Here is a 26,866-nt window from a genome sequence, read left to right on the forward strand (position 1 = left end):
GCCTGCTAGACCGCTTCAGGGGCCTAGATGCGCCAAAGCCTACACCACCAATCGGCATCGACCGGCACTGCCAATTCCGGCAGGTCGCACCATTCGCGGTGGACCAGGTAATACATGCATTCCATGCAGCGCTGCTTGTCGGGACCATAGGGCTGGTCGACGAAGCCGCTGATTACCATCTTGCCCTCGATGTCGTCGGCCTTCAGCTGACGCAGTTCGGTCAGTATCGCGGCAAACTCCCTTTCCGTTTCGGGAAAAGGTTCGGTCTGCGTCTTTAGCCCGCTTTGCATCAATTGGGCCATTTTGCGCAGCAGAGCATGCTGTTGCTCGCTATTCATTGCCTGCGCTCCCGGGTTCGTGTGCAGCGGATACGATCGCCCGGCGCGCGGCCGGACGATCGAGGCTGAGGGCGCTCGACGCGTTGCGTCGGATCAAGCCGTACGAAAGCGTGCGAGTTCTGTCCCGGTGCTGGCATCATGGGCGTGCACGGTACAGACAAGACACGAATCATACGAGCGGCAGACATGGCCGACCTCGACGGGATCGCTTGGATCCGCGATCGGCGTGCCGATCAGCGCCTGCTCGATCGGGCCAAGCTCGCCACCGTCCGATCTTGGGCCGACATTCCAAGTCGTCGGCGCGATGATCTGGTAGTTCTTGATCTTGCCGTTTTGCACCTCGATCCAATGACAAAGCGCACCGCGGATGGCTTCGGTGGCTCCCCAGCCGCGACCGTCCTTTTCTGTCGGCTTGACGTACCATGGGTCATTGAGGCGAAACTCGCGCAGCGCATGCTCGGCCTGCCGATAGAGCTTGACCCCCTCATGCATCCGGGCGAAGTGACGCAGCATGACACTGGCCCCGCCGAGCTTCTTGTACATGTCAAGAACGAGCGGGTCGTGATGCTGCCAGCTTTCTCCATGGGTGCCACCTGCGATCAACTGGCGGGCCAGAGGTCCGGCCTCGAGCCGACCGTTGTCGTCATGGCGCACTGCGGTCGACCATGAATACCGATTTTCGTATTCGACGGGATTCTTGCCGACGGCCTTTGTCGAGCGGTCGAACGGATGCTTTCCGCTCGGCTCGTCATACCAGGCGTGCAAAACGTCTTCTCTTGTGTGGACCTGGTCCATCAGCTTGTGGGTATCGGCCGCGCCATCGTAGACGCCGCTTTTCATCAGCAGGGAGGCGTTGCGGTTTTCGATCGTCGGCCGATTGTACTTGTCCTCATGCGGCAGGTAGCCCCACGAAACGTACTTTCCATGACCTTTGCCATATTTGTCGACACCGACGTCCATGCTCATTCGCCAAAACATGCCCAGGTCCGAGTTCGCGTGTTCCGGGCGCTCGTCGAGCCATGCCATGAAGTCGTCATAGGAGCGAATTTGCTCGTACCTTTCGAAGGAGCAGCCGAGCCAGACCGGCTCCATCCAGTTGCGGCGGAAATGCTCGAGGATAGACCAGGCCCGGGTTACGTCAGTAAGCGTGGGCGCACACATCACACCGCCAGGCACCATGTAGCTCGAATGCGGCCACTGGCCCCCGAGCAGGGCATAGATCTCGACGGGCCGGCCAGAGATTGTCACGCCAAGCTCATAGTTGGTGCCGGTGAATGGCGACCAACGCTTGACCGCTTCCTCATAGTATTTCGAATGCGAATAGTTCTTGTGGGTGTAGTCGATCATGAACAGGCCGTAGTGGTGTCTTGGCAAACTCTGCAGGCTTTCGACGATCTGCCCGAGATTGCGCGCAAGGATGGCGTTGCGGGGGACCTCGGCTTTCCAGGCCGTATCGAGCGCCCAGGCCGCGCAGGTCAGGTGCGAAGCGCCGCAGATGCCGCAAGCGCGCGGCGTGACGACCAGCCCCGCCTGCGGATCCTTGTCCCGCAAGATAATCTCGAACCCGCGAAACAGTTCGGCTTGCGTCCAGGCATTGACGACGACGCCATTTTGGATGTCGACGCGCACGTCGAGATCGCCCTCGACGCGGCCAACAGGAGAAATATCGAGTGATTGAACTGCGGCTGACATGGTCTTCCGGACCTCCCTGAAAAATTAGATTTCTGGCAATCGGTGACTTCAGACGACGAAGATGTCTTCCTCGGCCCAGCGCGGCGAAGCCGCCTTGGCTGCGGCCGTCAGCTTGATGTAACCGGTCTTGTCGACCCCGGTCGGCATGTCCTTTGGGACACCCATGACGGTCTGCGTCTTGAATACGGTTCCCGGAGCCAGATCGAAGAAAGGGAATTCGGGCTCGGTGCAGCCCATGCACGGCATCCCCGCTCGCGTCTTGGACGATTGCCGATTCCACAGAATCCGGTTGCAGGGCGAATGCGTCATCGGCCCGCGGCAGCCGAGGTCGTAGAACAGGCACCCTTTGCGCTGACCAAACTCGGTCGCAGATACCTTGTAGGCGAAATGCATGTTGCGGGTGCACCCCGTCTGCGTGAAGGAGGTAAAAAAGGTCTTCGGACGCTGGAACTCGTCCAGCGTGAGATCTCCGCCGCGGCCGGTAGCCACCGCGACCACGATTTGCGTGATCCAGTCCGGGTGTGCCGGACACCCCGGAATGTTGATCACTGGCAGGCCGGCCTTGGATTTGAAATCCTTGCCCAGGAAGCCGCCATGGCCCCGCTTGAGGAATTGCAGGCCTTCGCTTTCGGACGGGTTTGGCGCCGTCGCGGGGATGCCGCCCCACGTCGCGCAGTCGCCAACCGCGACGACAAAGTTGGCGACTTTGCACAGATCGCTTACCCAGTCGCGCATGGGACGCCCAGCGAAGCGGTTCCATTCGCCGGTCCCGTTGGGGGCGTTTACGACGGTGCCCTCGAACACGAAGATGTCGAGCGCCAGCGCGCCTGAGGTAAGCGCCTTCAGCATCTTTTGCAGGTTCTCGCCGAGTTCGAGCCCGAGCGAGGGATGCCACAGCACATTAATACCGAAGTCGGTAACCAGATCGCACGCGCTCGGTTCCTCGGCATTGAGAAACGACATCGTGTTGCCGGAGCATGCTCCGCCTTGGAGCCACAAAAGATTGGCCATTCTCTCCTCCACAGCCTGTAACGAAGCAATGCTGTATGCAGCGCCTCCAATTACGGTGAGGCAAGCGCCGTGCCAGCCGGGCAGGAGTATGAGGAAGTTGTTGGATTCCAATCCGTTAGCGTGCCTCACGGCGACCTGGCCGCGCTTTCGGCCCCGGTGCCAGGGTGCAAACTAACTTTGCTGGTGGAAACTAGGTTGTGGATGAACCCCAGGGCGTCACGGACTCTTTGCTATCCGTGACGATTGCCGCAGGCAGGACACGTGACTTCAAGCAGATAGCCATACCAGATCCCCTGGCAGCGACTGCACCAATGGCCCGTCGCCTGCTGTTCAGGCGCGCCGATCGTCCTGGCCATTGCCCCCAGCCCCAGATATTTGATCGGCTTGTGACGGCTTGAAGGCAGAACCCGTGATTGCGGAAAAGGAATTATGTCTGGCTGCGGCGGGGAAGTGGGGACGTCGGCTTCGCTCATGGCGCGCTCCTAAAATTCCACCCTCGGAAATTTGTCATATGGCGCGGATGATCGAATTGTCACCTCGTTTGAACAGCCACATGCTCGAGGCTCGTGCGAGCATCCAGCGCCATCGTGCCAAGCCAGCCAAGCCTTCATCGGTGTTGCTGGCCGGGTTCGTTCAAGCTGTAGCGTTTGATCTTGTTTGCCAGGCCAACCCGCGACAGCCCAAGTTCGTTTGCCGTGCGGCTCTGATTCCAGTGATTGCGAGCAAGCGCCCTGCTCACGATCTGCTTCTCGAGGCTTTCCACTTGATCCTTCAACGTCACTCCCTCCGGCAGAAAGGCAACCGCTTCCGAACTGCGCCGGGGCGTGGCAGTCAGCAGCGTCGCTGACATGTTGCGGGTCGTCAGATACTCACCATCCTTGGCCAGAGCCACCATGCGGCGGATTTCATTTTCCAATTCCCGGACATTTCCCGGAAATTCCCCGCCTGAAAGCTTTTCAATGGCGTTCGCCGTGATTCCCAGGATCTTCCGGCCAATTGCATCGGCATGTTTTGCCGCAAAAAACTCCGCCAGGGGTCCGATGTCTTCGGGACGTTCTCTCAGCGCAGGGACTTCGAACTCGAAGCCCTTCAGCCGGAAATAGAGATCCTGCCGGAACTCGCCGCGTGCGACCAGATTTTTCAGGCGCCGGTTGGATGCCACGATGATGCGGACGTCACAGTGTGTGACCCTGTCCGACCCAAGTGGCTTGACCTCGCCCTCCTGGAGAAATCGCAGCAGGCTCACCTGAAAGGACGGCGACACTTCGGAAATCTCATCCAGGAAAACCGTCCCGCCGTCGGCTGCGCGAAACAGACCCAGCCGATCCGAGATAGCCCCGGTAAAGGATCCACGCTTGTGTCCAAACAATTCCGACTGCAGCAATTCGTCTGGCACGCCTCCACAGTTCTGGACGAGAAGAGGACTTGCACGGCGCGTTGAGTTGTAGTGGATCGCCCTGGCAAGCAGTTCCTTGCCTGTGCCCGTCTCGCCTTCGATGAGGATCGGCAGCTCGGTCTTGGCCGCTTGCCTCGCCAGTTCGCACAATTCAGCCATCTTCTCACTGACATAGACGAGCTTTTCGAAACGCTGGCTTTCCGTTCTGAAGACGGCATTCTTCCGCTCACCGAAGATCAGTCCGTCGCCCGAGATCTTGAACTCTCGCGACAGGATACGATGACGGCGTGCCAGTTCGCGGGTTTCCAGCGCCCTTTCGACGACCAGGCCCAATTGCGAAGCATCAACCGGCTTCAGCAAAAACTGGTATATCGCCGCCTGTGACAACGCCATTTCCGAGATGCAGTCCGACTTCGAGGTCACATATAGGCGAATGATGTCGGGATGAGACACCCGAAGACTGGTGAGGAACGTGAGACCAGCATCTTCACCCTCATGATCCTCCGCAATAGCGAGATCTACGTGAATTGTGGCCATCGCCGTCAAGGCTTCGGAAAAGGAGTGGGCCAGGACGACCCGGTACGCGTAGCGCTCAGCCAAGACATGGAGGGGCCTTGCCCAGTCGCTGCCCTGCCGCGATACGATGACGACGGTGCCCGGTTCATCCATATAAGTTGGTTTCCATTTTGCTCACCTTGTTAGCAAAAGGGGGCGACGGCTTCAATTGCCTGAACGGTTGCTGCTCCTGCCAAACACGGCCGGGTTAGGCGCCGACGCACATTCGCCGCGTGAGAGACAGCAAAGCAGAACGGATCGAGGCGATCCATCAGCAGACCTTCGCTTCTGCGCCGAGCCGGGCCTAGTTTACTAGGCTGTCGCGGAACGCCCCGCCGGCCCGAGGCATGGCAGACGACCCGCGCAGCGATCCTGCTGCCGTAGCTTTGAGGAGCGTCCGCGGCTCCCCCTGCTGGGCTAGCGACGCTATAATCGTCAGGTTGGCCTGGCCACTTTGCCGCTGGCGATGAAATGCGGATTGGCGAAGTCCTCGTCATCGCTCTGGTTGCGCTTGCCGTAGGCTAGCGGCTGGCCGTCGAGCGTGCGCGTCATGCCGCCGGCAGCGCGCAGCACCGCGTCACCTGCCGCGGTGTCCCATTCCATGGTGCGGCCGAAGCGCGGGTAGACGTCGGCCTCGGCGGCGGCGACAAGACAGAATTTCAGCGACGAGCCGACCGAGACGATTTCGGCTGCGCCGACCGTGCGGATATAGGCTTCGGTCTCGGGCGTATTGTGGGATCGGCTGGCAACGATGGTCAGTGGCGCCACACCGGCCCTCGCCGAAATCGGCCGCCGGCCGATGATCTGGTAGTCGCCATTGACTTCAATTGCTTCCGCCCTGCCCGGCCGGCCGGAAAAGAAGCGACCGGTGCATGGCGCGAAGACAACACCGATCTCCGGCACGCCATGGCGAACGAGCGCGATGTTGACGGTGAAGTCGGTCCTGCGGTTGACGAATTCCTTGGTGCCGTCGAGCGGATCCACCAGGAAGAAGGCGTCGTCGAGGTCGGGCGGCAGAATGCCGGCCGCTGTCTCTTCCTCAGCCACGCAGGGGATGTCGGGGAACGCGGCACGCAGTCCAGCGAGGATGATCCTTTCGCTCTCGCGATCGGCCTCGGTTACTGGCGAACTGTCTGATTTCTGATCGACGGCGCAGCCGGCTTCGAAAACACGCATCACCTCGCGGCCCGCCGCCAAGGCAAGGCGCTGGAACACGCCGAGCATCAGTTCGTCGTCAGATTCCGCCGCCGCTGTCGTATTGGTTTTCGGCAATGTCGCGCTCATCCAGCCAGAGTTCCAGAGCCTCTACCATCTCCTCGGCAGATTTGCCGAGTGTCTTGAGATGGATTTCGGGTTTCTCAGGGGCTTCATATGGTGAATCGACGCCGGTGAAATTCTTGATTTCGCCACTCAACGCCCGCGCATAAAGGCCTTTCGGGTCGCGTCTGGCGCATTCCTCAAAGGGCGTGTCGACGAACACCTCGACGAATTCGCCGTCGGCCATCAATTCCCTGGCCATGCGCCGCTCGGCGCTGAACGGCGAAATGAAGGAAACGATGACGATCAGCCCGGCATCGGCCATCAGGCGCGCCACTTCGGCCACCCGCCGAATATTTTCAACGCGATCGGCGTCGGTGAAGCCAAGATCGCGATTGAGGCCGTGGCGGACATTGTCGCCGTCGAGGATGTAGGTATGGCGGCCGGTGGCGAACAGCTTCTTCTCGAAAAGGTTGGCGATGGTCGATTTGCCGGAGCCCGAAAGGCCGGTGAACCAGAACACCGCGGGGCGCTGGCTCTTCATATCGGCGCGGCCGTGCTTGCCGACATCGAGCGATTGCCAGTGGATGTTCTCAGCACGGCGCAGCGAATGCAGGATCATGCCGGCGCCGACAGTGGCGTTGGTGATGCGGTCGATCAGGATGAAGGCGCCGGTCGTGCGGTTCTCGGCGAAAGTATCGAAGGCGATCGGCGCCCGCGTCGAGATGTTGCAAATGCCGACCTCGTTCATTTCGAGCGACTTGGCGGCTTCATGGGCGAAGTCGTTGACGTTGACGCGGTATTTCAAGTCGGTGACGGTGGCGCTGGTCTGATCGGTCTCGGTGCGCAGGATGTAGGAACGGCCCGGCAGCAGCGCATGCTCATTGAACCAGACGATGTTGGCGGCGAACTGGTCGGCGACCTGCGGGCGCGCTGATGGCGACACCAGCATGTTGCCGCGCGAGACCTCGACCTCATCGTCGAGAACAAGGGTGATGGCCTGACCGGCGACCGCTTGGCTCAGGTCGCCGCCATGCGAGACGATACGCCGGACATGAGAAGACTTACCGGATTTGGCGACAACGACCTCGTCACCTGGTGAGATAGAACCAGACGCAATCGTGCCGGCAAAACCGCGAAAGTCGAGATTGGGGCGGTTTACATACTGCACCGGAAAACGGAACGGCAGTTCGACAACGGCTTCATCGACCGACACGGTTTCCAGATGTTCGATCAGCGTCGGGCCGGAGTACCATTCGGTCTTATCCGAGCGGCGGGTAACATTGTCGCCATAACGGGCGGACATCGGGATGGGCACGATCGTCTCGAAGCCGAGCTTGTGCGAGAATTGCCGATAGTCCTCGATGATCCGTTCGAACACGGCCTTGTCGAAGCCGACGAGATCGATCTTGTTGACGGCGAGCACGATGTGCCGGATGCCCAGCAGCGAGGCGATGATCGAGTGGCGCCTTGTCTGGCGCAGCACGCCCTGCCGGGCGTCGATCAGCACGATGGCCAGATCGGCGGTCGACGCGCCGGTTGCCATGTTGCGCGTGTATTGTTCGTGACCAGGTGTGTCGGCAACGATGAATTTGCGTTTCGGCGTGGCGAAAAAGCGATAAGCGACATCGATGGTGATGCCCTGCTCGCGCTCGGCCTCGAGGCCATCGACCAGCAGCGCGAAATCGACATCGTCGCCCGTCGTCCCGTGCTTGCGCGAATCCCGCTCGAGCGCGGCAAGCTGATCCTCGAAAATCTGCTTGGTATCCGAAAGCAGGCGTCCAATCAGCGTCGACTTACCATCGTCCACGGAGCCGCAAGTCAGGAAGCGCAGCAGCGACTTTTGTTCCTGCACCGCCAGATAGTCACGAATGCCGTCGGTGGAGGCGAGGCTCTTGGCCATGATGTGGCGCATGCTCAAAAGTACCCTTCGCGCTTCTTCTTTTCCATCGAACCGGCCTCATCACGGTCGATCAGGCGGCCCTGCCGTTCGGAGGTGCGCGCCGTGAGCATTTCGCCGACAATGGCCTCCAGCGTGTCGGCGTCGGATTCGATCGCGCCGGTCAGCGGATAGCAGCCAAGGGTTCTGAAGCGCACCAGCCGGTTCTCCACCGTCTCGCCCGCGCGTAGTTCCATGCGGTCGTCATCCCTGAGAATGAGCATGCCGTCGCGTTCGACGACCGGTCGTTCCTTGGCGAAATAGAGCGGCACGATCGGGATGTCTTCCTGGAGAATGTACTGCCAGATATCGAGTTCGGTCCAGTTCGACAACGGAAAGACCCGGATCGATTCACCGGTCGCGATGCGGGTGTTGAAAATCTTCCACATCTCCGGCCGCTGGTTCTTCGGATCCCAGGTGTGTTGGGCGTTGCGGAAGGAGAAGATCCGCTCCTTGGCACGCGACTTCTCCTCGTCACGCCGTGCCCCGCCGAAGGCAGCGTCGAAGCCGTATTTGTCGAGCGCCTGCCGCAGCGCCACGGTCTTCATCACATGCGTGTGGGTGTTCGAGCCATGATCGAACGGATTGATGTTGTCCCGCACACCATCCTCGTTGACATGGACCAGGAGATCGAAACCGAGCTTTTGTGCCATCTGATCGCGAAAGGCGATCATCTCGCGAAATTTCCAAGTGGTGTCGACGTGGAGAAAGGGAAAGGGCGGCTTGGCCGGATAAAACGCCTTCATCGCGAGATGCATCAGCACGGAAGAATCCTTGCCGACAGAATAGAGCATCACCGGCTTGGCGAAGGTCGCCGCAACCTCGCGAAAAATATGGATGGATTCGGCTTCGAGCCGCTGAAGGTGCGTAAGCGCGATGTTCATGGACTGTGAGCGTTCTCTTCGTGCCATCCAGATCTTGGATCGATGCATCAGGCGCAATTTTCAGCCGCCCGGCTCAAGCTTCACGTCTGGACAATCTTATTTTCGTTTAGGCGTTCTAGCAGATCGCCCTTGTTTATAACAATGCAAGACAGGCCTGCCCCAGAGTGGTTCGGGAATGAATTTTCCACGCAAGAGGCAGAACCCGGAAATTCCTGCTCAACGGGCTGATGGCATTGCGAACGTCAGAAAAATACTGCCCAGGTCAGGAAAGGCGCCCGGCAACCGCTTATACCTATTGCTATCGGTTCTCGCATCCGATGACGACAAGCTTCACGCGACGCCTTTCCCCGCTTCGCCCAGCCGCTCGCCGGCGTAGCGCTCGCGTCGAATCGAGGCCTACCACTACTCGTTCTGAAAAAAGCAATCGACCGTCCTGGCGAGGCGCTGTCGAAGTTCAGCGCCGAAGAGCTCAAGTGCCTTCCGACTCTAAGATGCTGCGAATGTCGGCCGCGATGCCCAGCCTGCTACGACGAAGTTTCAATTGGAACAAACAGCTTGCCACCGTTGTGATCGACCTCGATCATATCGTTCTTCTGAGCCAAACGGGTTGCAAATCCTTTGTGAAAGATAATGGCGTTCATATAGGCAAACGTCATTGCAAGCGCCTCGGTCCGCAACGGATAATCAACAAGTGAATGGATGAGAAGAAAAGATACGGAGAGAAACGCAGCCTTTTGAAGAGGATCCCGACGAACTTTAATAAGCGATATAAAAAGAATTGCGAAATAAAGCGCTATAAAAAGAACCGCAATAGCTCCGCCTTCGAAAGCGATTTCGAGATATTCATTGTGAGCATGATTTACGTATTGCTTAAAAATCATATCTTCCTTTTCGTATATTTGGTAGGCCTTTTGAAAATTTCCAAATCCAACGCCGGTTGCCCAATTCTCTTTGATCCCCTCAATGGTGGTGCGAGCAAACTCTCCTCGCCCGAAAGCGGGATCAATCGCGTCGGCATCGATCTTCGTCCATGCGCCGATCGTGTAGGCTGAAAGTCCTATGAAAATCGCCAGTATGCTCAATCCACTCGTCCTGGAACGCGCTGAAAGAAAGACGATGGATAGTACGGTGATCGCCAATCCAATCAGGACACCGGCACGCGAACCGGCGGCCAAAAGCAGCAGCAAAAGTGTGACCAGTCCGAGCGATCCAGACACAAGGTATCCGCGGAACAGACCGTAATAAACAACGAAGGGGATAGAAACAAAAAGTAGTGCCGAAAAATGGTTCTGGTTGGCAAAAAGCCCGGCATTGATCGTAAAAGGCAACAATCCCTCTATGGCGATGTCGTCAGAGAGCGAATATTGAATCGCGCCTGCCAAGCCATTGCAGATAACACCCATAAAAAAGAACGGCAGTAGTGCATGAACCTGCTCGGGACGCAAACGCAATACGCTCAAAAAAAACGCCGCCGACGCCACCAGATACAACAGGCATTCGATCGTCCGTCCAACTCCGACACTGACGAAACGAAATCGGGTCTCTCCAACCAGTCTGGAATCTGCGAGCAATAGTTCCGGTCGCAATCCGCTGATCATCGCCGCAGGCAGCGGAACAATTTGCAAAATCACCAGCGCCACAGCGAGGATAAGGAACCACAGGACAGCACGAGGGATTCTCTGGCCAGACGCCTGTGAAAAGACAGCCGCCGCCGAGATGATTGCCGCGACCTCAATTAGCGCGTCCGTATCGAGGCCGCTTGCGGTCCCTCCACCGATCAGCAGCGATAAAAAAAGAACCGATCCAAGGAGATATTTATCCCGTTCCGAGGGTCGATCGCTCAAGATGAAAGTCTCTCAATGCTCAATTTGTGCATTATCAACGTGCCGACATATCGAAAGCGCCAGCTCTCGGCAATGGCAGCAGTTTCCAACTTTAATAATTGCATGGGGCACCCAGCTGGTCCAACCGAAAAACCCTGACTCAGCGCTTGACGATTGTACGTACCCTCAGGAATATTGAACCGTGCTATTTCGCCAGCCTGCCCCACGCACCTGACAGACCAGAACAACTCTTTTGGAAGCTTCAGGTTTCTTGCAGAAGCGGCCATAGAAATCTTGTAGGAGCCAGGAGGCAATTCGATATACTGCTGAAGAGCTGTGTTCTTGACGGGCGTATTCAGGAAGCGAACCGTCGCTCCACCCTCACCTTCGACCGCATTTTGGGATGTTGCAAACGTTACTTCCAGGCCAGACTGGTCGCCGACCTGCCAATCAAAAGGCTTGCCGCTAGACACAGGTTCAAATGTGCTGTTGAAAATGTATCCGCCCAATTTCCGTTCTTGATCGGACAGGCTGAAAAGAAACAATCGATATGCTTGCTCATATTCCTTTTGACTGATGTAACCGTGGATTACATAGGACAATTCGCTTGAATTTGGTGGCGCGCTTGACCCAGTCAAATCGAGCAACAGCCGATTTGCGAAATCGAGCCCGTCGGGGGTTTTTCCCAGCGCAACCAACAGATTGGCTCTCCAGGGTGCCGCAGCACTGATGGCTGCCAGCACAGCCTCGTATCCATCGGGGTCCGATAGAATTGCCGGCAGCCCCTCGGCGATCGCCGGAAATTGATTTGGCCATCGCCGCAGCAAAATATCGATCTCGCCGACGGCCTTCGACAGATCGCCTGCTTCAATCGAGCGGCTTATTGATCTCTGGAGCGCGTGGATTTCAGTCTTGGATAATTTTCGAGCTTGATCGAAAAATTCATAGGCTTGGTCTTTTTCACCCTGTCGGTACGTGATCTCGCCAATCAGGCTGTAGAGACGTGCGTCCGCAAGGTCAAAACGAAGCGCGCCTTCGGCCTTGGCACGCAATGCGTCGAGATCGGGAGCATTGCTTATGTCATTTAGGTCGTCGGTAATCTCGCCTATTAAGGCATTGACATTCAACGGATACAGCGCGAGGGAAACCGTTGGCGTTTCGGTTTCAAGAAACCGACTTAGCCCGATCGATGAAACCGCCAACGCTAGCACGGATGCGACGAACCAAACGCCTGAACGCCGGAGATTTCGCATAGGCAGGCTGGTCTGCTCCGTCATCGACTTTGCCCTCAATTTTCGGAGTGCTCGTACCGTAGTCATAATACTGGTAGTTCATATATTTGTAGGCGTAGTTGTAATCGAACTTGTTCACCGCAAACTTCGACATCGCGGCTCCGACGACGTTCGCGCCGGCAGCTCGCAAGCGTTTCAATGCCGTCTTCGCCGACTTGCGTGTCACCTGGTTGGTGGAGATGACCATCAATGTGCCCTCGGCAAGCCGGCTGAGGATGGGCGCATCTGAAAGCCCGACAATCGGCGGGGCATCGATTATGACGAGATCGAAGCGCTTGCCGAGATTGGTAATAATCAATGCCATCTTCGGCGAAGACAACAGGTCCGCGGGGTTGGGCGGGATCGTTCCAGAGGTCAGGACAGTCACATTGGGATATTTCGTCGCCCTGAAAATGCTCGCCAGATCCTCCTTGCGGACGGTGTTCGTCAGGAGATTGCTCAGTCCGATTGTGTTGTCGAGGCCAAACAGCCGGTGAAGGTTGGGCTTTCGAAGATCGCCGTCGACGATGAGAACTCGCGCACCGAGCGCGGCAAAATCCTGCCCGAGCTTGAACGACGTAGTCGACTTGCCTTCCGACGGTTCCGAACTCGTGACCAACAGCGATCGCGGCGCGCCTTCGGCGCCGGAGAACTGCAATGACGTTCGAAGCGAACGGTAGGCTTCGGACAGCCCTGATTTTTGATCGGCGATGCTGGCCATGAGTTCCCGGTCATCGACAAGCGGCAAGATGCCGAGCATCGCCAATCCCAATTCCTTCTCGATCTGCTCAGGATTGGTAAAGGTGTTGTTCAACAACTCAATGATATAGATAATTGATGCGCTCATAGCGACGAAAAGAGCCAGAGCGATCGCAAGATTGATGCTCAGGCGTGGAGAATAAGGGCGATTGGGTAGCGTCGCGAAATCGACGATCGCAGCACTTTGTGTCTTGAGCTCAGAGCTCACACCAACCTCGTTCAGCTTGGCAATAAGGTTATCATACTGAGATCGATTCGAATCAACTTCTCGTTTCAAGATCGTGTACTTGATGTTTTTATCGTTGAAGATAACCTGCTGCATCTCCATCTCGGCAAGTTTTGACTTAAGGTCGGCCTCCTTGTTCTGAGCTTCCTGGTATTTCTGCCGTAGAGAATCGGTTATAGTCAAAACGCCATTGTCATAAAGCCGTTGCAGTTCCCTGATCTGCGCCTGAAGCTGCTGCATTTCGGGGAAGCCGGGTTTCAATATGCCCAACTTCTGCTGATACTGGCTGGTCAAATCGGCCAATTTTTCGGTGATCTTCTGCAGGCCTTCGCTTTCCAAGACTGGGCCGAGGCTCGCCCCGCGACCTTTGTCTATCTGGTCCACCATCCGTCCGGCATCGAGACGTTCCTGGATTGCTGTCGCCAGCGCGGCGTTCAGAGTCTCGATATTCGACCCTATCAGCGATTTTTCGTCGCCGGTTATCGTGATGCCTACATCCTTTGCATATGCAACGAGTTCCTCCTCGGACTTTTGAAGCTTCTGCTTTACCTGCAAAACCTGTTCCTGGATGAATTGCCGGGCCAAGTCTGAGGTTTCGCTGGTCTGATCAAGGCGCTGGTCTATAAAACTTTGCGCGACCTGATTGGCTATATCGCTTGCATATTTCGGTTTCTGGTCGGCAAACGTAATCGACAGCAGGCTTGTATTGGTGACCAGAGTGACCGTGAGGTCATCTAAAATGCGCCTGATCGCAATTTGCTCACGTTCCTCCGGGGTCTTCTCCTCTATGGAGGGCGATTTGGAAATTCCGAAAGCACGATAGAAAATATTGCTAAGCGAGAAGTTCGGCGTCGGAAACAGAAAGTCCGGTTTTTCACTGAGCCCTAGTTGGAATACCACGCGCTGCGCCAAAGCCCGACTTTTCAGCTTTTCCCGGGCAGTTTGAAAGGCCCGCATGTCGCTGGTTTCAGAAACCACCTCAATGTCTTGGAAGACCTTGGCCGAAGGAACCAGCACCTCTAATTGCGTTGTTGCCCGATATTTTGGCGTCTGCATCATGGTTACGATAACGCCAGCGACAAGCCCGCCCGCTACCATCATGACGATCAGCCACCGATACTGGACAACGTAGAAAAACAGTTTGAGTGGATTGAAGCCCTGTTCCTGCTCCGCGTAATCGCGACCATACGGGCTATAGTTTTGCGCACCGTCATAATACAGGTCAGCAGACAGGGCTTGGCCATGCCCTGGGCCGGCAATTTGATGCTGTCTATTGCGGTCAAGCATGGTGCGAAGTAATCCTAGATTATTTGTATCCTGAATTCTGACAGGCCATGGTTATATTCATGGGATCACCGCAATTCGGGCTGCGCTCGAGGCGACGCCAAGGGCGTCCTTGAGGTTGTTCATGGCAATTTTCGATTTCGAGGCGAAGACGACAATCTTGTCGCCGCCATAGATGCGCGGATTGCGGCTCTTGCCGGCACGAATCTGCTCCACATTGTAATTAGCGACCAGAGTATTTTGGCCGACATTGCGGTAGACAAAAACTTTTCCCGCATCGCCAACCGCGTTGAACCCTCCGGCAAGGGCGATCGCATCGATGAGAGAAGAATTGCTCGACACCGGAAAGATACCAGCCCTAGCGACTTCGCCATCGACGGTAATGCGCTGTCCGATCGATTCCTTGACGAAGACCGACACATCGGGCGACTGCAGATAGTTGGCGCCGTAGGCCGTTTCGATTTCCTGCTCCAGTTGACGGACGGTCTTCCCTGCCGCGGTGACGCTCCCGATAAGTGGAAGCGAAATCTGCCCGCCGGCGTCGACTTGAACGGTTCTGTTGAGGTTGTCGACCTGGAACACATTCACCTCGAGCACATCGTTCGGAGACAAGGGCTGCTCGTTGCCGTTCTGGGTGTTCTGCGGCGCAGGCAGGTCCTTTACGACCTGCAGGGCACCGCCGCTTGAAAGCGCCGCCGACGTTGAAGCCAATTGCAGCGCATCGATCGAAGTCGGCGAGGACGGTGTCGTCGATGAAGTGCTAGTGCAGGCAGACATCGTGAGCGAAGCGAGCAACACATAGGTCGTGCCTGTACAGCTTTTTGCGAAATGAAAAACGCTCATTGCGCTGCCCCCCCCTTCAACAAGCGACCCAAACCCGCAAGGCGACTGACGTTGCCAGGGCTTGGCTTTTTCGCGCGTGACTTTCCGACGGGCTCTAGAGGTCGGTTCGCCAATATTTCGCCTGGACGTTTCACCACCATATTGCGCGCCTCGTCTTCCCCACATCGCTTCCCAACAACGGCGACGGCCTGCGAGAGCCCTGGCGGCCTGCGGGTGGCGCCATGGGCGTCCGATGCGATAATATCTACCCTGCCTTCGTCAATCAGCTTTTCCGAGTAGTAAAGTGCGGTGCGTCCAAAAGCACCAACAATCGAGCCTGCCGTAAGCTGAATAAGGCAGCCGACTGCGTTCAACCTCTCGACAACATCGTAATTTGCCTTAATCCAGGTTAACCGCTCCGGATGGGTAAGAATCGGAATGAACCCGGCGGTTATGAGGCGCAGAGAAAGTTCTTCCAGTCTTGGTGGCAAAACGTGGTGCGGCGGTTCGAATAGAAAATAGCGAGACCTATTTAAAGTCGGCACATTTCCGAGCACCAATTGCTCCGGAAGATCGGGCGCTACATGAACGTCGGCACCAACATAAAGAGCAAGCGGTATCGCGGCGCGGCGTAACGCCTGGTCCAGCGCTTGAACCGATCGGGCAATATTTGCCGATCCGTTTTCGTACATGCCTGGCACGACATGCGGCGTACATGCCATATGGGTCGTTCCGTCGGCCACCGCCAGCCGCGCCATTTCCAGCGATTCGGCAAGACTGGGCGAGCCGTCGTCGAGACCGGGCAAGATATGGGAATGCAGGTCGATCATTGGCGTTTCCGGCTGCACCGACGCAACGTGGCAACTTCGCCCCCAAAAAACACAGATTCGTCACCCGCTGGAGTGCGAATGACGCATCTAGCAAGGTTGCGCAATGCGTTAGATGCCAGATCCAAGCCACTCGCCGACAGCGTTATCATAACCATGCAAGCTGAGATCGGCGCTACCGCGCCATCAGCCGCAGCCCCGCTTAGTTGGCCGAGGCGACTCACCGAAGATGAAGCGCATTCGGCTTCCACTCTAACAATCGAGCGGTATGGTTAATGAATCCCATCAACATCCCCGGCTCCAGCCGGCGCGCCAGAGCTATGGCGCACAGGGCGTCGGCAACGCAATACAGCAGTCAGATGCCTCTGCTGTATTGTCCTGTTGCGCCTAACGGCTGACGCCGTTGTCGTCATCCTGCGTTGCGGCCAAAACACCGGCGCCGAGAGCTGCACCGCCAAAAATACCAAGCGGAATGTTGGACCGAGCGCCGCCCGGGGCAATCTGACCCGTATGCTCAGGGCTCACACCAACGGCAGCGGTCTGCTCGGAGCCCACGACCCTCAGGCAGATATTGTTCTCAACACGGGAAATGTCGAGGCTTGAATTCGCCGGCACATCGAGGTTGCAGCCACCGACATTGACGGAAGCCGATCCCCTGGCACCGACCACCACGCGACTGCCGAAATCCAAAGCACCTCCCGCCTTGGCAGGACCATAACCCGCAGCTTGCGAAACCATTACGTCCCCATCGGCGCGCCCGATAGAACCGATTGAACTGGCTGTTGCCTGATAAATTGTCGTGCAGGTGCATGACGCATCCTGCGCAAAAGAAGAAACCGGGCCGAAACCTATCGAGGCGATAAATCCGGCCAACACACTTTTAACCATAAGGTTCATTCTTTCGATCCTTTTTGTCCCGCCACATCATCAGCCCCGCCCAGATCACTGAAGGTACAGTTCAAGCGCGTAACAGCTTTTTGCTTTGATTCCAACCAGTTTCGCAGGTGCGAAATGGCTTTTTGGTCTCTCCTGTGTTTCATTCGACACACTCGCTTGGCAGGTTTCAAGTCTACGATTTTCACTGCCGGACCGCTCGGGAACTGTCGGAAAGGCAGATCTGCTTCCTGGCCTTTGATGGCCACCATCACGCCAATGCTTGATGGAATTATGGTCGATCGTGTTTGACGTCAGGCGATTATCGTACATCTTGCCCTTTCGTTTCATGACGGTCGCATTTCGTGGCAACGCGGAGGGCAGTTGGTGAACCCGTGAGCTACAAGCCCGATAAGAAGGTTTTATAGGTCGAACCCGCCTGCAGGGCTGTCCGCACAAGATACCGTTCTCGGCAGGTTTCGCGGCCAAATCCGTGCCATCGGACGGGAGGCATTGCAAGACGACAGCATCACCAAACTTTGAAGCAACATTGCCGTTGCAAGGCGTCTCCTTGCCGACCGGCTTGCAGGTCAGGGCGAGCCCTTGGAAGTCCCGGCGCGCTGCCTGCGTTACCATGGCACGCATGGACCGCGGCTCGGTAAACGCCACGCCGCACAACACAATCTCAAGTCGAAGCGTACCGACGCTCTATATCTTTGTGTTTGAGCATCGGGGTTCCCCAAATCGGTACCCAACCCACTTTTGGGTCCGATGCTCTAGCGAAACGTCCGCACGCCCGAACCATTGATAATGGCTGATGGCCCGGTGTTTGGTTCAAAACTCGACGTTTGGCTCAAAAAACGTCGGCCCATTTCATCAAAGAGACCTTCTGTTCCGTCAACCGTTCCGCGGGCGGGAAATCGGAAACGATTTTCGGAAAGAGCCACCCGCAGAGTCAAATGTTAGGGCGCTTTTTAAGCGCCCAAAAGGACACCTGGCGCCCTACCGAGCCTCGCCGGCGGTGCTGTCCAGATATCGCGTCAGCGCACAGACCAGATGGTAGAAGATGCTTGCCGGCACGTCGCTGGCCAGTGACCGGCCACGCTCATCGATTCGGTCTACCCACAGGCCGAGCGGTGCTGGGTTGATGTGCCAACGGAACAGGCGACCGACACGCGCTTCGATCTCGGGCTTGAGGTCGGGGCCCCCTGAACCGTCCAGTGCAATCGCCGCCTTGATTGCTTCGGACTGCGGCCAACTGCGCGACACAAGGTCGAGTGGCAAGCCTTGCCGCGAGACGGCACCATAGGCAAGGCCGGTGGCGCGATTGAGGCCGTTTGCGATGGCCGAGGCATAGAGCTTTCTGGCAAAGCCGGTCAGTTCGCCTTGGCCGGTGCGCCCGGCAAAGTCAACCAGCAGCGAGGCCCATTCGAAATGGTGGCCGGGTTCCGTCCATGCGCCCTTGTCGCCCTCCGCCGGCCTCCACTCGGCGTCGAAATATTCGCCTAGCGTCCAGCTTTCCGGGTCGAAGAAATGGCTGCGAAACAGATCGACGATGCGCGCAGCGCGGCGAAGATAGGCGACCTCGCCGGTCGCCTGATACCAGGCCAGGAAAGCCTCGAGCAGATGCATGTGTGGGTTGGAGCGGCGATCGCCCTCGCCGCTCGACGTTTCGAGAAAACCGGTCATGCGGTGATCCTCGAGATGCGCGTCGAGAAACGAAAACGTTTCTTCGCCAAGCCGCAATGCATCGGGATTGCCGGCCATATGGGCATGCGCCAGCGCCAAGAGAACGCAGGAATGGTCGTAGGCATCCTCGGTGAAGTCGGCAACCGTTCCATCGATGTTAAGCGTGCGCACCCAGCCGCCATTGTCGGTGCGGCCGTTCCTGTTCATGAATTCGATGCCGTGGCTGATCAACCGGTCGGCAGGCCCGTCCCAGCCGCGCGCCTTGGCGACTGCGAACGCATAGATTTGCCTAGCCATGGTGCGCATGCGCTTGGGCTTCATCAGCGGTGTGGCGTCAAAGCCGAGAGCCTCGTGGAAGCCGCCATGGCGCTCATCGACCCCGACCGTGGACCACAGCGGCACCGTCTCTTCAAACAGCCAGTGGTGAACGCGGCGCCGCCAGGCGCCGCTTTCGATCACGCGGTCGTCTGCGGGCGTGAACCTGGTTTCCAGCCGACCACTCTTTTCGAGCTGCTCGACGATCTTCTTGACATTCTGGCTGCGGCTGACCGGGGCGACGAATGTGGCGTCTGCGGTCGAGACGATGGCAACGTCCTTCAAGCCGATGGCTGACAGCAAGCGACTGTCGCTGCGGATGTAGGAGTTTTCGCAGTCGATGGCGACGACATCGCCGACGATGACGTTGCCCTCTTGGTCGGAGGGACCAACGTCGAGCAGCGACTGCCAGGAACCCAGATCGTTCCAGCGGAAGCCGACCGGCACCATGGCGATGTCGCTGGCGCGCTCCATGATCGCATAGTCGATCGACGTCGAGGGAATGGCGGCGTAGAGTTCCAGAGGCATGTAGAGACCGGAAAGATCCGACGTGGCTGCCTGGTAGGCAATCTCGGCCGCCTTCCATATCTCGGGCTCGAAAGCCATGAAGGCGTCGCGCATGGCACTGGCGCGAAACAGGAAGATGCCGGTATTCCAGTAGAAATTACCCGCCGCCAGGTAATTCTGCGCGGTCGCGAGGTCTGGTTTCTCGACGAAACGCGAGACGTCCCAGATGCCATCCTTCTCGCCGGCGACCTCGATATAGCCGTAACCGGTCTCGGGGTGGCCAGGCTTGATGCCGAATACCACCAGCCGGCCCGCGCCTGCCGCGCCGGAACCGTTTTCCACGCTCTGCCAGAATTGCTCCGCGGTCGCGATCTCGTGGTCGGACGGCACCACCAGCACCAGGCTGTCGCCATATTCGGACAAGGTGTGCAGGGTCGCCAAGGCAACCGCAGCGGCGGTGTTGCGGCCGGTCGGCTCGAACAAGGGGCCGCCGCCGGAAAGGTTGAGGCCGGCGAGATCGGCGTGGACGCGGTCGGCGTGCCGCTCCGAAGCGATCAGGAACACCGGCGTTTCGCCGGCCGGCCGCGCCGTCAGCCGGCGCAGCGTCTTGGCCAGCATCGAGCCATCGCCCGAGAAATCATGGAACTGCTTGGGATTGTCCTCGCGCGACAGCGGCCACAGCCGTGAGCCAACGCCGCCGCTCATGACAAAACTGACGATCCGTTCGGTCATTGGATGATACCTCTGACATTTTCAAACAAAGCTAGGAGCGCTGCCGCGTAGTCTCGGCGGCCGTTTTTTTGCCGACTTTGCAGGACGGCGACTCTGTCGCGGACAACGCGTTGGCGCTGCCCGGCTTCAAGGAGACGCTGCGCCATACGTTAGCAATCTATTGAAAAAAGTATGACTATGGATTTTAGATTCCGGAAGGCAGTTCCCATCGGTTAACAGCGACTTCAAATGCCAGCACACTTAACGCGGGGCTCGGCAAAGTGCCCCGCAATGATAGGTGAAGGCCTTAGTGGCGAGGCTTTGGCTGATGTTGATGAGCGCTCGCCTCAAAGCCATTTTCACGACCGCTTTTGCAGGCGACGTAAAGAACCTGTGAACAGCAAAATCGTGGTCGAAAACTTCCATTTTGACCACTTCAAGACCGGTACTTTGAAGGAGAATCATGAACGATGCTGGGGAATAGCAATTGATATGCCCTATGTTCAGCGTCTGTTGCAGACCTTTTCGTGATGTTCGCGCATGAAGTTCGCAAGGAACTTCAATGTAAATCCATGATTTCGCTACTCTTGCAATCTCCGCTAACAGCTGCCGTGGCTCCATGACGTGTTCAATAACATGACTTGCGTACACGACATCAACGCTCTTGTCGGGAAAAGGCAACCGTGACCCGTCGTACTTAGACAGATGAACACTTGAAGGTACATTTTCGGCATTTTCATCGGGGTCTATTACATCGATCCCATAGTGGGAAGTAAACATAGCTCTCCTTGACAGCTCTATAAGAACAGCTCCTGTCCCGCATCCGACCTCAAGTACTTGTTCATATCTTTCATCCGGCAAAAGAGAACAAATGTTTTTAACTTTCTCAACTGCACATATTCTTTTCCATTGCTTTTGACTTTCGCTATAAGCACCCTCGTAGTGCGAATTATGATCAATAATTTTGAAAGGCTCTAGAATCATTCCCATTTCCTCGAATAGCAAACAAGATGGATGATGGTCCTACACTCGACACCAGGGTATCACCATCACCAAGTAGAGCAAGGCGCGGCGATCACTCTCCAGCCAATGCTGCGCTCGCGATGCAGTCGAGCGTCGAAATAGCTTCCTCAAGGAAAAACGCCGGCGCTTAGGAGTCGTAGAAATACCCCACCCGCCAAATCGAACCACGGCGCCAAGTTGTGGCTGGAGGCCCAGCCTCTGTGGACAAGTGCAGGTTCCTCGACAACAACAAATGCCATGAAGTTGCCGCGGCGCTCGACGATCCGACTGTTCGAGGAGTTTTGCGACCGAGGCCATGAGGGGAGCGCACAACAACGCTGCTGGTCGTGAAGACTGGCTGTCTTGACCTTGTTTGCGTCCGCCTTGGTGTGCAATATCGGAGCAAACTGGAGGAGAGATGTTGAGCCTCAAATCGTTGTTCCACAGGATGCGCGCATCGCGCGCAGGCCGCTATCTGAACATCCCATTCAGGGTCGCGGGGGCAGCAGGAGTTGTCGGGCCGCCAGTGTGGCGCGCTGCTAAATGGATATTCACATCTCGTGAAGATACGAACTATACTTATGAATTGACGGAATTGTCGCATACGTATCTTGCCCATGCCGTCGCCACTGTTACCGGATGCTCCTTTGAGGATGCCAAGGGGTACCTCAATGAGCCCCTAAACGACAAGGATTTGACTTCGCATATTGCCACCGGCATACAAGTATATTCCTCAGCGGCGGACAAGAGAGCTCACTTCGCGCGCCGTCTCGGATGGTATGCCGTCGTGAGGGCTATCAAGCCGGCCTTAGTGGTTGAAACTGGCGTAGACAAAGGGCTTGGGTCGGTTCTCCTTGCAGCGGCGCTCTTGAAGAACGGAACTGGCGAATATATCGGAACGGACATCGTTCCCGAGGCCGGACGTTTACTAAGCGGGCGCTATGCGTCCGTTGGCAAGATAGTCTACGGGGACAGCCTCAAAAGCCTTCGGCAGATCGACTGCGCGATCGATGTGTTCATAAACGATAGCGACCATTCGGCTTCGTATGAGGAGGCAGAATACTGTCTCATTCAAGAGAAGCTAAGCGCGCGCGCCATAGTGATCGGCGACAATTCGCATGTGACCAGTAAGCTGGAGGAGTGGTCAAGGGCAAACGGTCGCCGCTTCCTCTTTTGGGCCGAAAAGCCACACGACCATTGGTATCCCGGTGCCGGGATCGGCTTTTCGTACACATCCTAATCCGAACCACCGGCGAGCTATCCAGCCTAGCTGCGTGACGGCCCGCCGGGAGAAACGTCACATGAAAAGGGCGGGAGCGCGCTCGCGCCGCAGCAGGCGGGCCTTGAGCCACCGTTGCGCTGGAACCTCGAAGTGGCGGTGCACAACAACTGCCAATCCGAACACTGCCACAAGAAAGGCCAGCAGAAACAAAGGACTGGCGGCTACATGCTGCTTGTTGATGCCGAGCACGTCCAAGCCGGTGATCAACGCGATCTGCAAGGGGACATGGAGCGCGTATGTCCCGTATGTGGAGTTTCCGAGCCAGTCGAACCTCTCCATCCTCGGTGAAAAGATGGCATCGAGTGCGCCGGCGATTAGCGTGATGCTGGCGAACAACAGAACCAACTGACCTTGGTGGACACTACTGAGAATGGTCCACCGGGAGGCGAAAAAAACCGGGACCAGTGCGATGCCTGCTGCTAGCGACAGCCTCGGCGAGCGATGCACCATGAGGAAACAGACTGTGCCCAGATAGAACATCGTCGCGCATTTGCTGAACTCGCCTCCCAGTTTGAGAACGGCCAACGCAGCGGCAAGGACAACGAAGCCTGACGCGACCAAAATCGGCGCTGGTTTGAGAAGTGGTAGACTGAAAAAAAACAGCACGTAGATGGCGACTTCTACTGAGACGGACCATGATGGGGCGTTGAACGAGTACCCTGACTGAAATCCCCACCACTGGATCATCAGAGCGTTCAGACCAAAATGATAGGCGTCGTTTTCTGAGTAGATCTGGCAATGGCCAACCGCCTGCCAAGACCAAAATTGCAGCACGGCGACCATAACCAGTGTGACCGAATGAAGTGGATACAGCCGGGCAAAGCGGCTCACGAAGTATGTCCAGCCATCCGTACCAGCGGCCATGTAGGTCGCGGCAAACACGAAGCCGCTGATCGCCCAAAAGAATTCAACAGCCCACGCACCATGCTCGTACAGCGGCCAAAGCAGATCATAGAGAGGTTGCGCCGACCGGCTCTCGAACGCCGGGCCTCCGCCTGCGACCGGGTAGTAGAAATGCTGATAATGCCAGATCAGAACCGAAAACGCAGCACCACCTCGGCAAAGGTCAACGACTTTGTATCTTTGCAAGAGCTTCTTCCAGACCGTCTACCGCTACTCGACCTGCGTCGCGACCACGACACGAAATAGATGTGGCCGAGCCTTCTCGCTCATGCAGGCGGATTCTAGCTATCGCATGCAATTTTTCCTGGGCCATTACTGTCCCGCCTGAGTTAACTCATCAACCGATCCCATTACAGAACCGGAAACCTCAAAGATCGAGACCAGTCCCGAAAGGTAGTCCGAAAACATATCCTACGTTTCCCAAGAAAGTTTGTGAATAAAACTGTATTCTTCGCCGGTAGGCGAAACAGAAAAAAGCCCATAGCCTAAGGATTTCAGCGTAGTTATTGCGTCGCGGCTTTTCTGCGCACCGACGGTCGGGAAACGATGGTGAAACTCCACGAGTAACTGTTTTGGACGAATATCGGTATTCTCGAGATCCTCGATGACACGATATTCAGCTCCCTCGATATCCATCTTCAGTAAGTCAATTCGTTTGTGCCTAAGCTCCTGCATGATGGTAGTCAATCTCTTCACCGGCAAGGAGATCGATTGTGCATCCGTCCGCGGACGTTCCAGGATAGTATGGGAGACGTGATTGGGATTTTCTGGTGGGTTGAACAATATACTACCGTCGAAATCCGCAAGACCGTATTCATGAAGCTGGAACTGCTGAGGGAGGGCTTGCCCATGTACCCAAGTAATAGACTTTGGGGTTGGGTCGAACGCATGCACGTCCATTCCAAAGCGATGTATGATCCCAAGGTCAAACGACACATCTTGCCCAACGCCAAAGGAATAGACAATAGATTCCTTACCGAGAAACTTCCCAACAACATCCCAGCCGCCGTAGCTAGATCCAAAGCGCTCGTAGGCACATTTATAATCGGGCCTGACAAAAAAATCACGCCCTGCCAGATAGCGGACGGCGCGCTTAGCTGCCTGCAAGCCCATCATTCCAGACTTCCCTTTGGGTTTTCAACACCGCCCCCTAGGATCATTGCCATTTCGCGATCGAAGCGGCTGATAGAAAACCGTTTTTCCGCAGCTAACGCAGGCCCCTGACGGCGAGCTACAAAGGCTTCTGGGTCAGATAGCTTTTCGCGAAATAGGTCCCGCAACGCATCCAATATTGCCTCGGTTGAACCCACGGGTGTGAAACGCGCTGGATAATCACCCAGGGTCTCTCGCAACGCGGGAATGTCCGACACTACGATCGCTCTGCCCGCGCACATGGCTTGAATGATGGCTAGCGGCTGGCACTCGCTACGATATCGAGATGGAAGAGAGACGACATCAGCGCCGCCTATCATGGCGTTCGCACTATCGGGGGCCAAAAGGCCACGATACTCAAACCAACGTTCTGACTTTAGGGCAGCTAGCCGGTCGCGGACCTCCTGCTCACTCAGACTATCATCGCCAATCGGCCTTCCAATCGAAACCAAACGCACAGCATGTCCCTCTTCTGACAGCCTGCGCACTGCGTCCGCAAGCAAAAAGAAACCCTTGCTGGCCATGATATTGGAATTCCAAAGCACGACAAAAACTTGCGGATCATCCGCAGCCCTCGGCATATCGCCGATGCTGACGCCTGCCGACATGCAATAATTCTCACAAAGGTGAAGCGGCATCCCGGTAATCTTGCGCAGTGGTTGTAACAGGTGCGCCGAAGGTACGATGATCTCGCAACGTCTATAGAGCGCTCGCGCCAGTGGCGACAATGGCCGCGACATCAGTAGGTCGAGAATATCAGAGCCATGCGCGTGCACCACAACGCGCGCGCCCAGCACACGTGCCAGAAGGGCAGGTACGTCGCGCAGAAACCCCCAATCGGAACGTGAGCAGACCAAATAGAGAGTGTTTATCTGCCCACGAGCTACCGCGGCCCAGAGCCTCAGTACGGCGATAGCCCATGAAAAAACCGATCCAAGCCCGGACCCACTATAGACGTACTCCCTCCATGCAAATCCGGGTTGCTGCCGCACTACGCGTGCAGTGACTAACGCCTGCCCTGTGACGTCCAAATAGTCTGCAGACCAAAGACCGACAGTCCTAGCAGCCTGCATCGCCGATACTTTTGTTAACATTGTCGCTAATATACGTCTTCAAGATATTCTCAAATCTCCCTCGCATCAAAATTTCGAAATACGTTCGATCATTTGCTGAAACCGTGCTGACATGTCCTTAGTATTATAGGTCGCCTCAGTAGTCTCTATCGCACCAGAAGACAGCATGCAGAGTTTCTCCGGATCATTGATTGTCGTAACGATTGCTTCGGAGAGAGAGCAGACATCGCCCTGGGTGAAAGTAACGCCATTGAAGTTAACTCTCAGAGCAGCGTACTCCGGCATCTGCTGATTCGGGTTGTCGTGCAAAATTGCCGGTAACCCATAAGTAAATGCATGAATCAAACTCAATCCAACACTTCCAGCGTATATAAAAACCTTACATTTATTTACTATATCTGCGATTTTTTCTTCATCAGTCGTTGCGCCATGCCAGCAGACACGGGAACCTAGACCTAGTGCGTCGCATTCCTTCTGAAGTTTAAGCCCGTCTTCACCATCTCCAATCAGGTCTAACGTTACGTGCGAGCATTCCGGCCGCGCCAATGCCTCCAGAAGGAGGTTGGCACCAGATTTTGAAGTCAATCGGCCAATAAATAGCAGGTCGCGTGTACGATGCTCAACAATGTAAGGCAATCTTAATCGACTTATTGGTTCGGTGTTAACACCATTGTTGAGTGCGTAAATTGGCATCTTGCCGATACCAAATGTTCGACGATAAATAAACACTTCTTTATCTGTGTAAAATAATAGAACGTCAGCTAGCTTCATTAACCAATAACGCAGTTTAAGCCGCCACGTCTTGCTTGTCGATGACCAATAATGGCCCCACCATATAGATTTTGTGCCGATTATCCTTGCCTTTAAGAGAAGAACGATTGTTGAAAGCGTTCGGGGTGCCCCGCAGATTACCAGAAGATCAACATCAGTTAGTTTAATCTTCACCGCACCAACCTGCCAATCGAGACCTACACCAACGGAGCGAATACTACCTAACTGCCGAAACCAGCGCAGCTCGGCTGCGTCACTCGTCAAAACGCCAAGGCCTTCCCTTGAGGCGTAAACTACGAAACGATCGCCAAATTGCGATGCCAATCGCTCAAAAAAATCAACGCGATATACCGGTAGTGCCGGCTGCACCACGACTATCCGCCCTATTCGAGGATTTGTATTAGGCATCTGAAGTTGCTCATCACAAGGATCCGCCTCGTTCTTGAACCCGATCGGAACCCGCAAAGCTCCTATAAACACACGTTGTCTTCGCACAGAATTGCC

At 56.4% G+C, this 26,866-nt stretch carries 22 protein-coding genes; 1 reads left to right on the plus strand and 21 read right to left on the minus strand.

Features of this window, described 5'->3' with window-relative positions; translation table 11 throughout:
- Positions 1 to 23: 23 nt before the first annotated feature.
- From AC0NID_RS31355 to AC0NID_RS31435, 17 genes are all read right to left on the minus strand, one after another.
- Positions 24 to 338, minus strand: coding sequence for a hypothetical protein (locus AC0NID_RS31355; protein WP_095774158.1), 315 nt, complete (start codon positions 336 to 338; stop codon positions 24 to 26).
- A 93-nt stretch (positions 339 to 431) separates the two neighbouring features.
- Entirely contained in the window at positions 432 to 2,030 is a 1,599-nt protein-coding gene (locus tag AC0NID_RS31360) for a nickel-dependent hydrogenase large subunit (protein ID WP_473454112.1), read from the minus strand.
- Positions 2,031 to 2,078: 48 nt separating this feature from the next.
- The gene (locus AC0NID_RS31365) at positions 2,079 to 3,041 is read right to left on the minus strand and encodes an NADH-quinone oxidoreductase subunit B family protein (RefSeq protein WP_473454113.1); all 963 of its coding nucleotides are present in this window, start codon (positions 3,039 to 3,041) and stop codon (positions 2,079 to 2,081) included.
- Between the two features lie 230 nt (positions 3,042 to 3,271).
- Entirely contained in the window at positions 3,272 to 3,514 is a 243-nt protein-coding gene (locus AC0NID_RS31370) for a hypothetical protein (protein ID WP_473454114.1), read from the minus strand.
- 134 nt (positions 3,515 to 3,648) lie between these two features.
- On the minus strand, positions 3,649 to 5,106 hold the full coding sequence (locus tag AC0NID_RS31375) for a sigma-54 dependent transcriptional regulator (protein ID WP_473454115.1): 1,458 nt from the start codon (positions 5,104 to 5,106) through the stop codon (positions 3,649 to 3,651).
- A gap of 321 nt (positions 5,107 to 5,427) precedes the next feature.
- Positions 5,428 to 6,216 (minus strand): 3'(2'),5'-bisphosphate nucleotidase CysQ, encoded by a 789-nt coding sequence (gene cysQ / locus AC0NID_RS31380; protein ID WP_473454385.1) that lies wholly within the window; start codon positions 6,214 to 6,216, stop codon positions 5,428 to 5,430.
- Between the two features lie 10 nt (positions 6,217 to 6,226).
- On the minus strand, positions 6,227 to 8,164 hold the full coding sequence (gene cysN / locus AC0NID_RS31385; RefSeq protein WP_473454116.1) for a sulfate adenylyltransferase subunit CysN: 1,938 nt from the start codon (positions 8,162 to 8,164) through the stop codon (positions 6,227 to 6,229).
- A 2-nt stretch (positions 8,165 to 8,166) separates the two neighbouring features.
- Entirely contained in the window at positions 8,167 to 9,072 is a 906-nt protein-coding gene (gene cysD / locus AC0NID_RS31390) for a sulfate adenylyltransferase subunit CysD (protein ID WP_473454117.1), read from the minus strand.
- A 524-nt stretch (positions 9,073 to 9,596) separates the two neighbouring features.
- Positions 9,597 to 10,916: an O-antigen ligase family protein gene (locus tag AC0NID_RS31395; protein ID WP_473454118.1), complete on the minus strand. Its 1,320-nt coding sequence runs from the start codon at positions 10,914 to 10,916 to the stop codon at positions 9,597 to 9,599.
- Positions 10,913 to 12,106 (minus strand): tetratricopeptide repeat protein, encoded by a 1,194-nt coding sequence (locus AC0NID_RS31400; protein WP_473454386.1) that lies wholly within the window; start codon positions 12,104 to 12,106, stop codon positions 10,913 to 10,915. Before AC0NID_RS31400 ends, AC0NID_RS31395 begins: the two co-directional genes overlap by 4 nt.
- Positions 12,060 to 14,438 (minus strand): GumC family protein, encoded by a 2,379-nt coding sequence (locus AC0NID_RS31405; protein WP_473454119.1) that lies wholly within the window; start codon positions 14,436 to 14,438, stop codon positions 12,060 to 12,062. The genes AC0NID_RS31400 and AC0NID_RS31405 overlap by 47 nt, the downstream gene beginning before the upstream one ends.
- Positions 14,439 to 14,495: 57 nt before the next feature.
- Complete coding sequence (locus tag AC0NID_RS31410) at positions 14,496 to 15,278, minus strand: polysaccharide biosynthesis/export family protein (protein WP_473454120.1); 783 nt, start codon at positions 15,276 to 15,278, stop codon at positions 14,496 to 14,498.
- On the minus strand, positions 15,275 to 16,087 hold the full coding sequence (locus AC0NID_RS31415) for a tyrosine-protein phosphatase (protein WP_473454121.1): 813 nt from the start codon (positions 16,085 to 16,087) through the stop codon (positions 15,275 to 15,277). The genes AC0NID_RS31410 and AC0NID_RS31415 overlap by 4 nt, the downstream gene beginning before the upstream one ends.
- A 384-nt stretch (positions 16,088 to 16,471) precedes the next feature.
- Positions 16,472 to 16,981: a hypothetical protein gene (locus AC0NID_RS31420; RefSeq protein WP_473454122.1), complete on the minus strand. Its 510-nt coding sequence runs from the start codon at positions 16,979 to 16,981 to the stop codon at positions 16,472 to 16,474.
- Positions 16,978 to 17,229: a hypothetical protein gene (locus AC0NID_RS31425; RefSeq protein WP_473454123.1), complete on the minus strand. Its 252-nt coding sequence runs from the start codon at positions 17,227 to 17,229 to the stop codon at positions 16,978 to 16,980. Before AC0NID_RS31425 ends, AC0NID_RS31420 begins: the two co-directional genes overlap by 4 nt.
- Positions 17,230 to 17,959: 730 nt before the next feature.
- Positions 17,960 to 20,200, minus strand: a complete 2,241-nt coding sequence (locus tag AC0NID_RS31430) for an AGE family epimerase/isomerase (RefSeq protein WP_473454124.1) — start codon at positions 20,198 to 20,200, stop codon at positions 17,960 to 17,962.
- 240 nt (positions 20,201 to 20,440) lie between these two features.
- Positions 20,441 to 21,163: a methyltransferase domain-containing protein gene (locus tag AC0NID_RS31435; protein WP_473454125.1), complete on the minus strand. Its 723-nt coding sequence runs from the start codon at positions 21,161 to 21,163 to the stop codon at positions 20,441 to 20,443.
- A 439-nt stretch (positions 21,164 to 21,602) separates the two neighbouring features.
- On the opposite strand from AC0NID_RS31435, the gene AC0NID_RS31440 reads away from it, so the two are divergent.
- Complete coding sequence (locus tag AC0NID_RS31440; protein WP_473454126.1) at positions 21,603 to 22,421, plus strand: class I SAM-dependent methyltransferase; 819 nt, start codon at positions 21,603 to 21,605, stop codon at positions 22,419 to 22,421.
- Between the two features lie 57 nt (positions 22,422 to 22,478).
- On the opposite strand, the gene AC0NID_RS31445 is transcribed toward AC0NID_RS31440, so the two are convergent.
- The 4 genes from AC0NID_RS31445 to AC0NID_RS31460 all read right to left on the minus strand — a co-directional run bounded on the left by AC0NID_RS31445 (position 22,479) and on the right by AC0NID_RS31460 (position 26,734).
- Positions 22,479 to 23,552 carry an acyltransferase family protein gene (locus AC0NID_RS31445; RefSeq protein ID WP_473454127.1) on the minus strand — a complete coding sequence of 358 codons (1,074 nt, stop codon included), beginning with the start codon at positions 23,550 to 23,552 and terminating at the stop codon, positions 22,479 to 22,481.
- A gap of 225 nt (positions 23,553 to 23,777) precedes the next feature.
- Entirely contained in the window at positions 23,778 to 24,482 is a 705-nt protein-coding gene (locus AC0NID_RS31450; RefSeq protein ID WP_473454128.1) for an FkbM family methyltransferase, read from the minus strand.
- Positions 24,479 to 25,126, minus strand: a complete 648-nt coding sequence (locus tag AC0NID_RS31455) for a glycosyltransferase (protein ID WP_473454129.1) — start codon at positions 25,124 to 25,126, stop codon at positions 24,479 to 24,481. The genes AC0NID_RS31450 and AC0NID_RS31455 overlap by 4 nt, the downstream gene beginning before the upstream one ends.
- Positions 25,127 to 25,657: 531 nt before the next feature.
- Positions 25,658 to 26,734: a glycosyltransferase family 4 protein gene (locus AC0NID_RS31460; RefSeq protein ID WP_473522252.1), complete on the minus strand. Its 1,077-nt coding sequence runs from the start codon at positions 26,732 to 26,734 to the stop codon at positions 25,658 to 25,660.
- Positions 26,735 to 26,866 lie beyond the last annotated feature (132 nt).

Source organism: Mesorhizobium sp. WSM4821, assembly GCF_055901555.1.

What these genes read in the sequence shown, in the direction of transcription:
- AC0NID_RS31410 (WP_473454120.1), bottom strand. Translation starts at nt 15,278, where the DNA reads ATGAGCGTTTTTCATTTCGCAAAAAGCTGTACAGGCACGACCTATGTG.
- cysQ (WP_473454385.1), bottom strand. Translation starts at nt 6,216, where the DNA reads ATGCTCGGCGTGTTCCAGCGCCTTGCCTTGGCGGCGGGCCGCGAGGTG.
- AC0NID_RS31365 (WP_473454113.1), bottom strand. Translation starts at nt 3,041, where the DNA reads ATGGCCAATCTTTTGTGGCTCCAAGGCGGAGCATGCTCCGGCAACACG.
- AC0NID_RS31435 (WP_473454125.1), bottom strand. Translation starts at nt 21,163, where the DNA reads ATGATTCTAGAGCCTTTCAAAATTATTGATCATAATTCGCACTACGAG.
- AC0NID_RS31355 (WP_095774158.1), bottom strand. Translation starts at nt 338, where the DNA reads ATGAATAGCGAGCAACAGCATGCTCTGCTGCGCAAAATGGCCCAATTG.
- AC0NID_RS31360 (WP_473454112.1), bottom strand. Translation starts at nt 2,030, where the DNA reads ATGTCAGCCGCAGTTCAATCACTCGATATTTCTCCTGTTGGCCGCGTC.
- AC0NID_RS31415 (WP_473454121.1), bottom strand. Translation starts at nt 16,087, where the DNA reads ATGATCGACCTGCATTCCCATATCTTGCCCGGTCTCGACGACGGCTCG.
- AC0NID_RS31455 (WP_473454129.1), bottom strand. Translation starts at nt 25,126, where the DNA reads ATGTCGGCAGGCGTCAGCATCGGCGATATGCCGAGGGCTGCGGATGAT.
- AC0NID_RS31370 (WP_473454114.1), bottom strand. Translation starts at nt 3,514, where the DNA reads ATGAGCGAAGCCGACGTCCCCACTTCCCCGCCGCAGCCAGACATAATT.
- AC0NID_RS31430 (WP_473454124.1), bottom strand. Translation starts at nt 20,200, where the DNA reads ATGACCGAACGGATCGTCAGTTTTGTCATGAGCGGCGGCGTTGGCTCA.
- AC0NID_RS31420 (WP_473454122.1), bottom strand. Translation starts at nt 16,981, where the DNA reads ATGAACCTTATGGTTAAAAGTGTGTTGGCCGGATTTATCGCCTCGATA.
- AC0NID_RS31450 (WP_473454128.1), bottom strand. Translation starts at nt 24,482, where the DNA reads ATGATGGGCTTGCAGGCAGCTAAGCGCGCCGTCCGCTATCTGGCAGGG.
- AC0NID_RS31425 (WP_473454123.1), bottom strand. Translation starts at nt 17,229, where the DNA reads ATGGTGGCCATCAAAGGCCAGGAAGCAGATCTGCCTTTCCGACAGTTC.
- cysD (WP_473454117.1), bottom strand. Translation starts at nt 9,072, where the DNA reads ATGAACATCGCGCTTACGCACCTTCAGCGGCTCGAAGCCGAATCCATC.
- AC0NID_RS31405 (WP_473454119.1), bottom strand. Translation starts at nt 14,438, where the DNA reads ATGCTTGACCGCAATAGACAGCATCAAATTGCCGGCCCAGGGCATGGC.
- cysN (WP_473454116.1), bottom strand. Translation starts at nt 8,164, where the DNA reads ATGCGCCACATCATGGCCAAGAGCCTCGCCTCCACCGACGGCATTCGT.
- AC0NID_RS31375 (WP_473454115.1), bottom strand. Translation starts at nt 5,106, where the DNA reads ATGGATGAACCGGGCACCGTCGTCATCGTATCGCGGCAGGGCAGCGAC.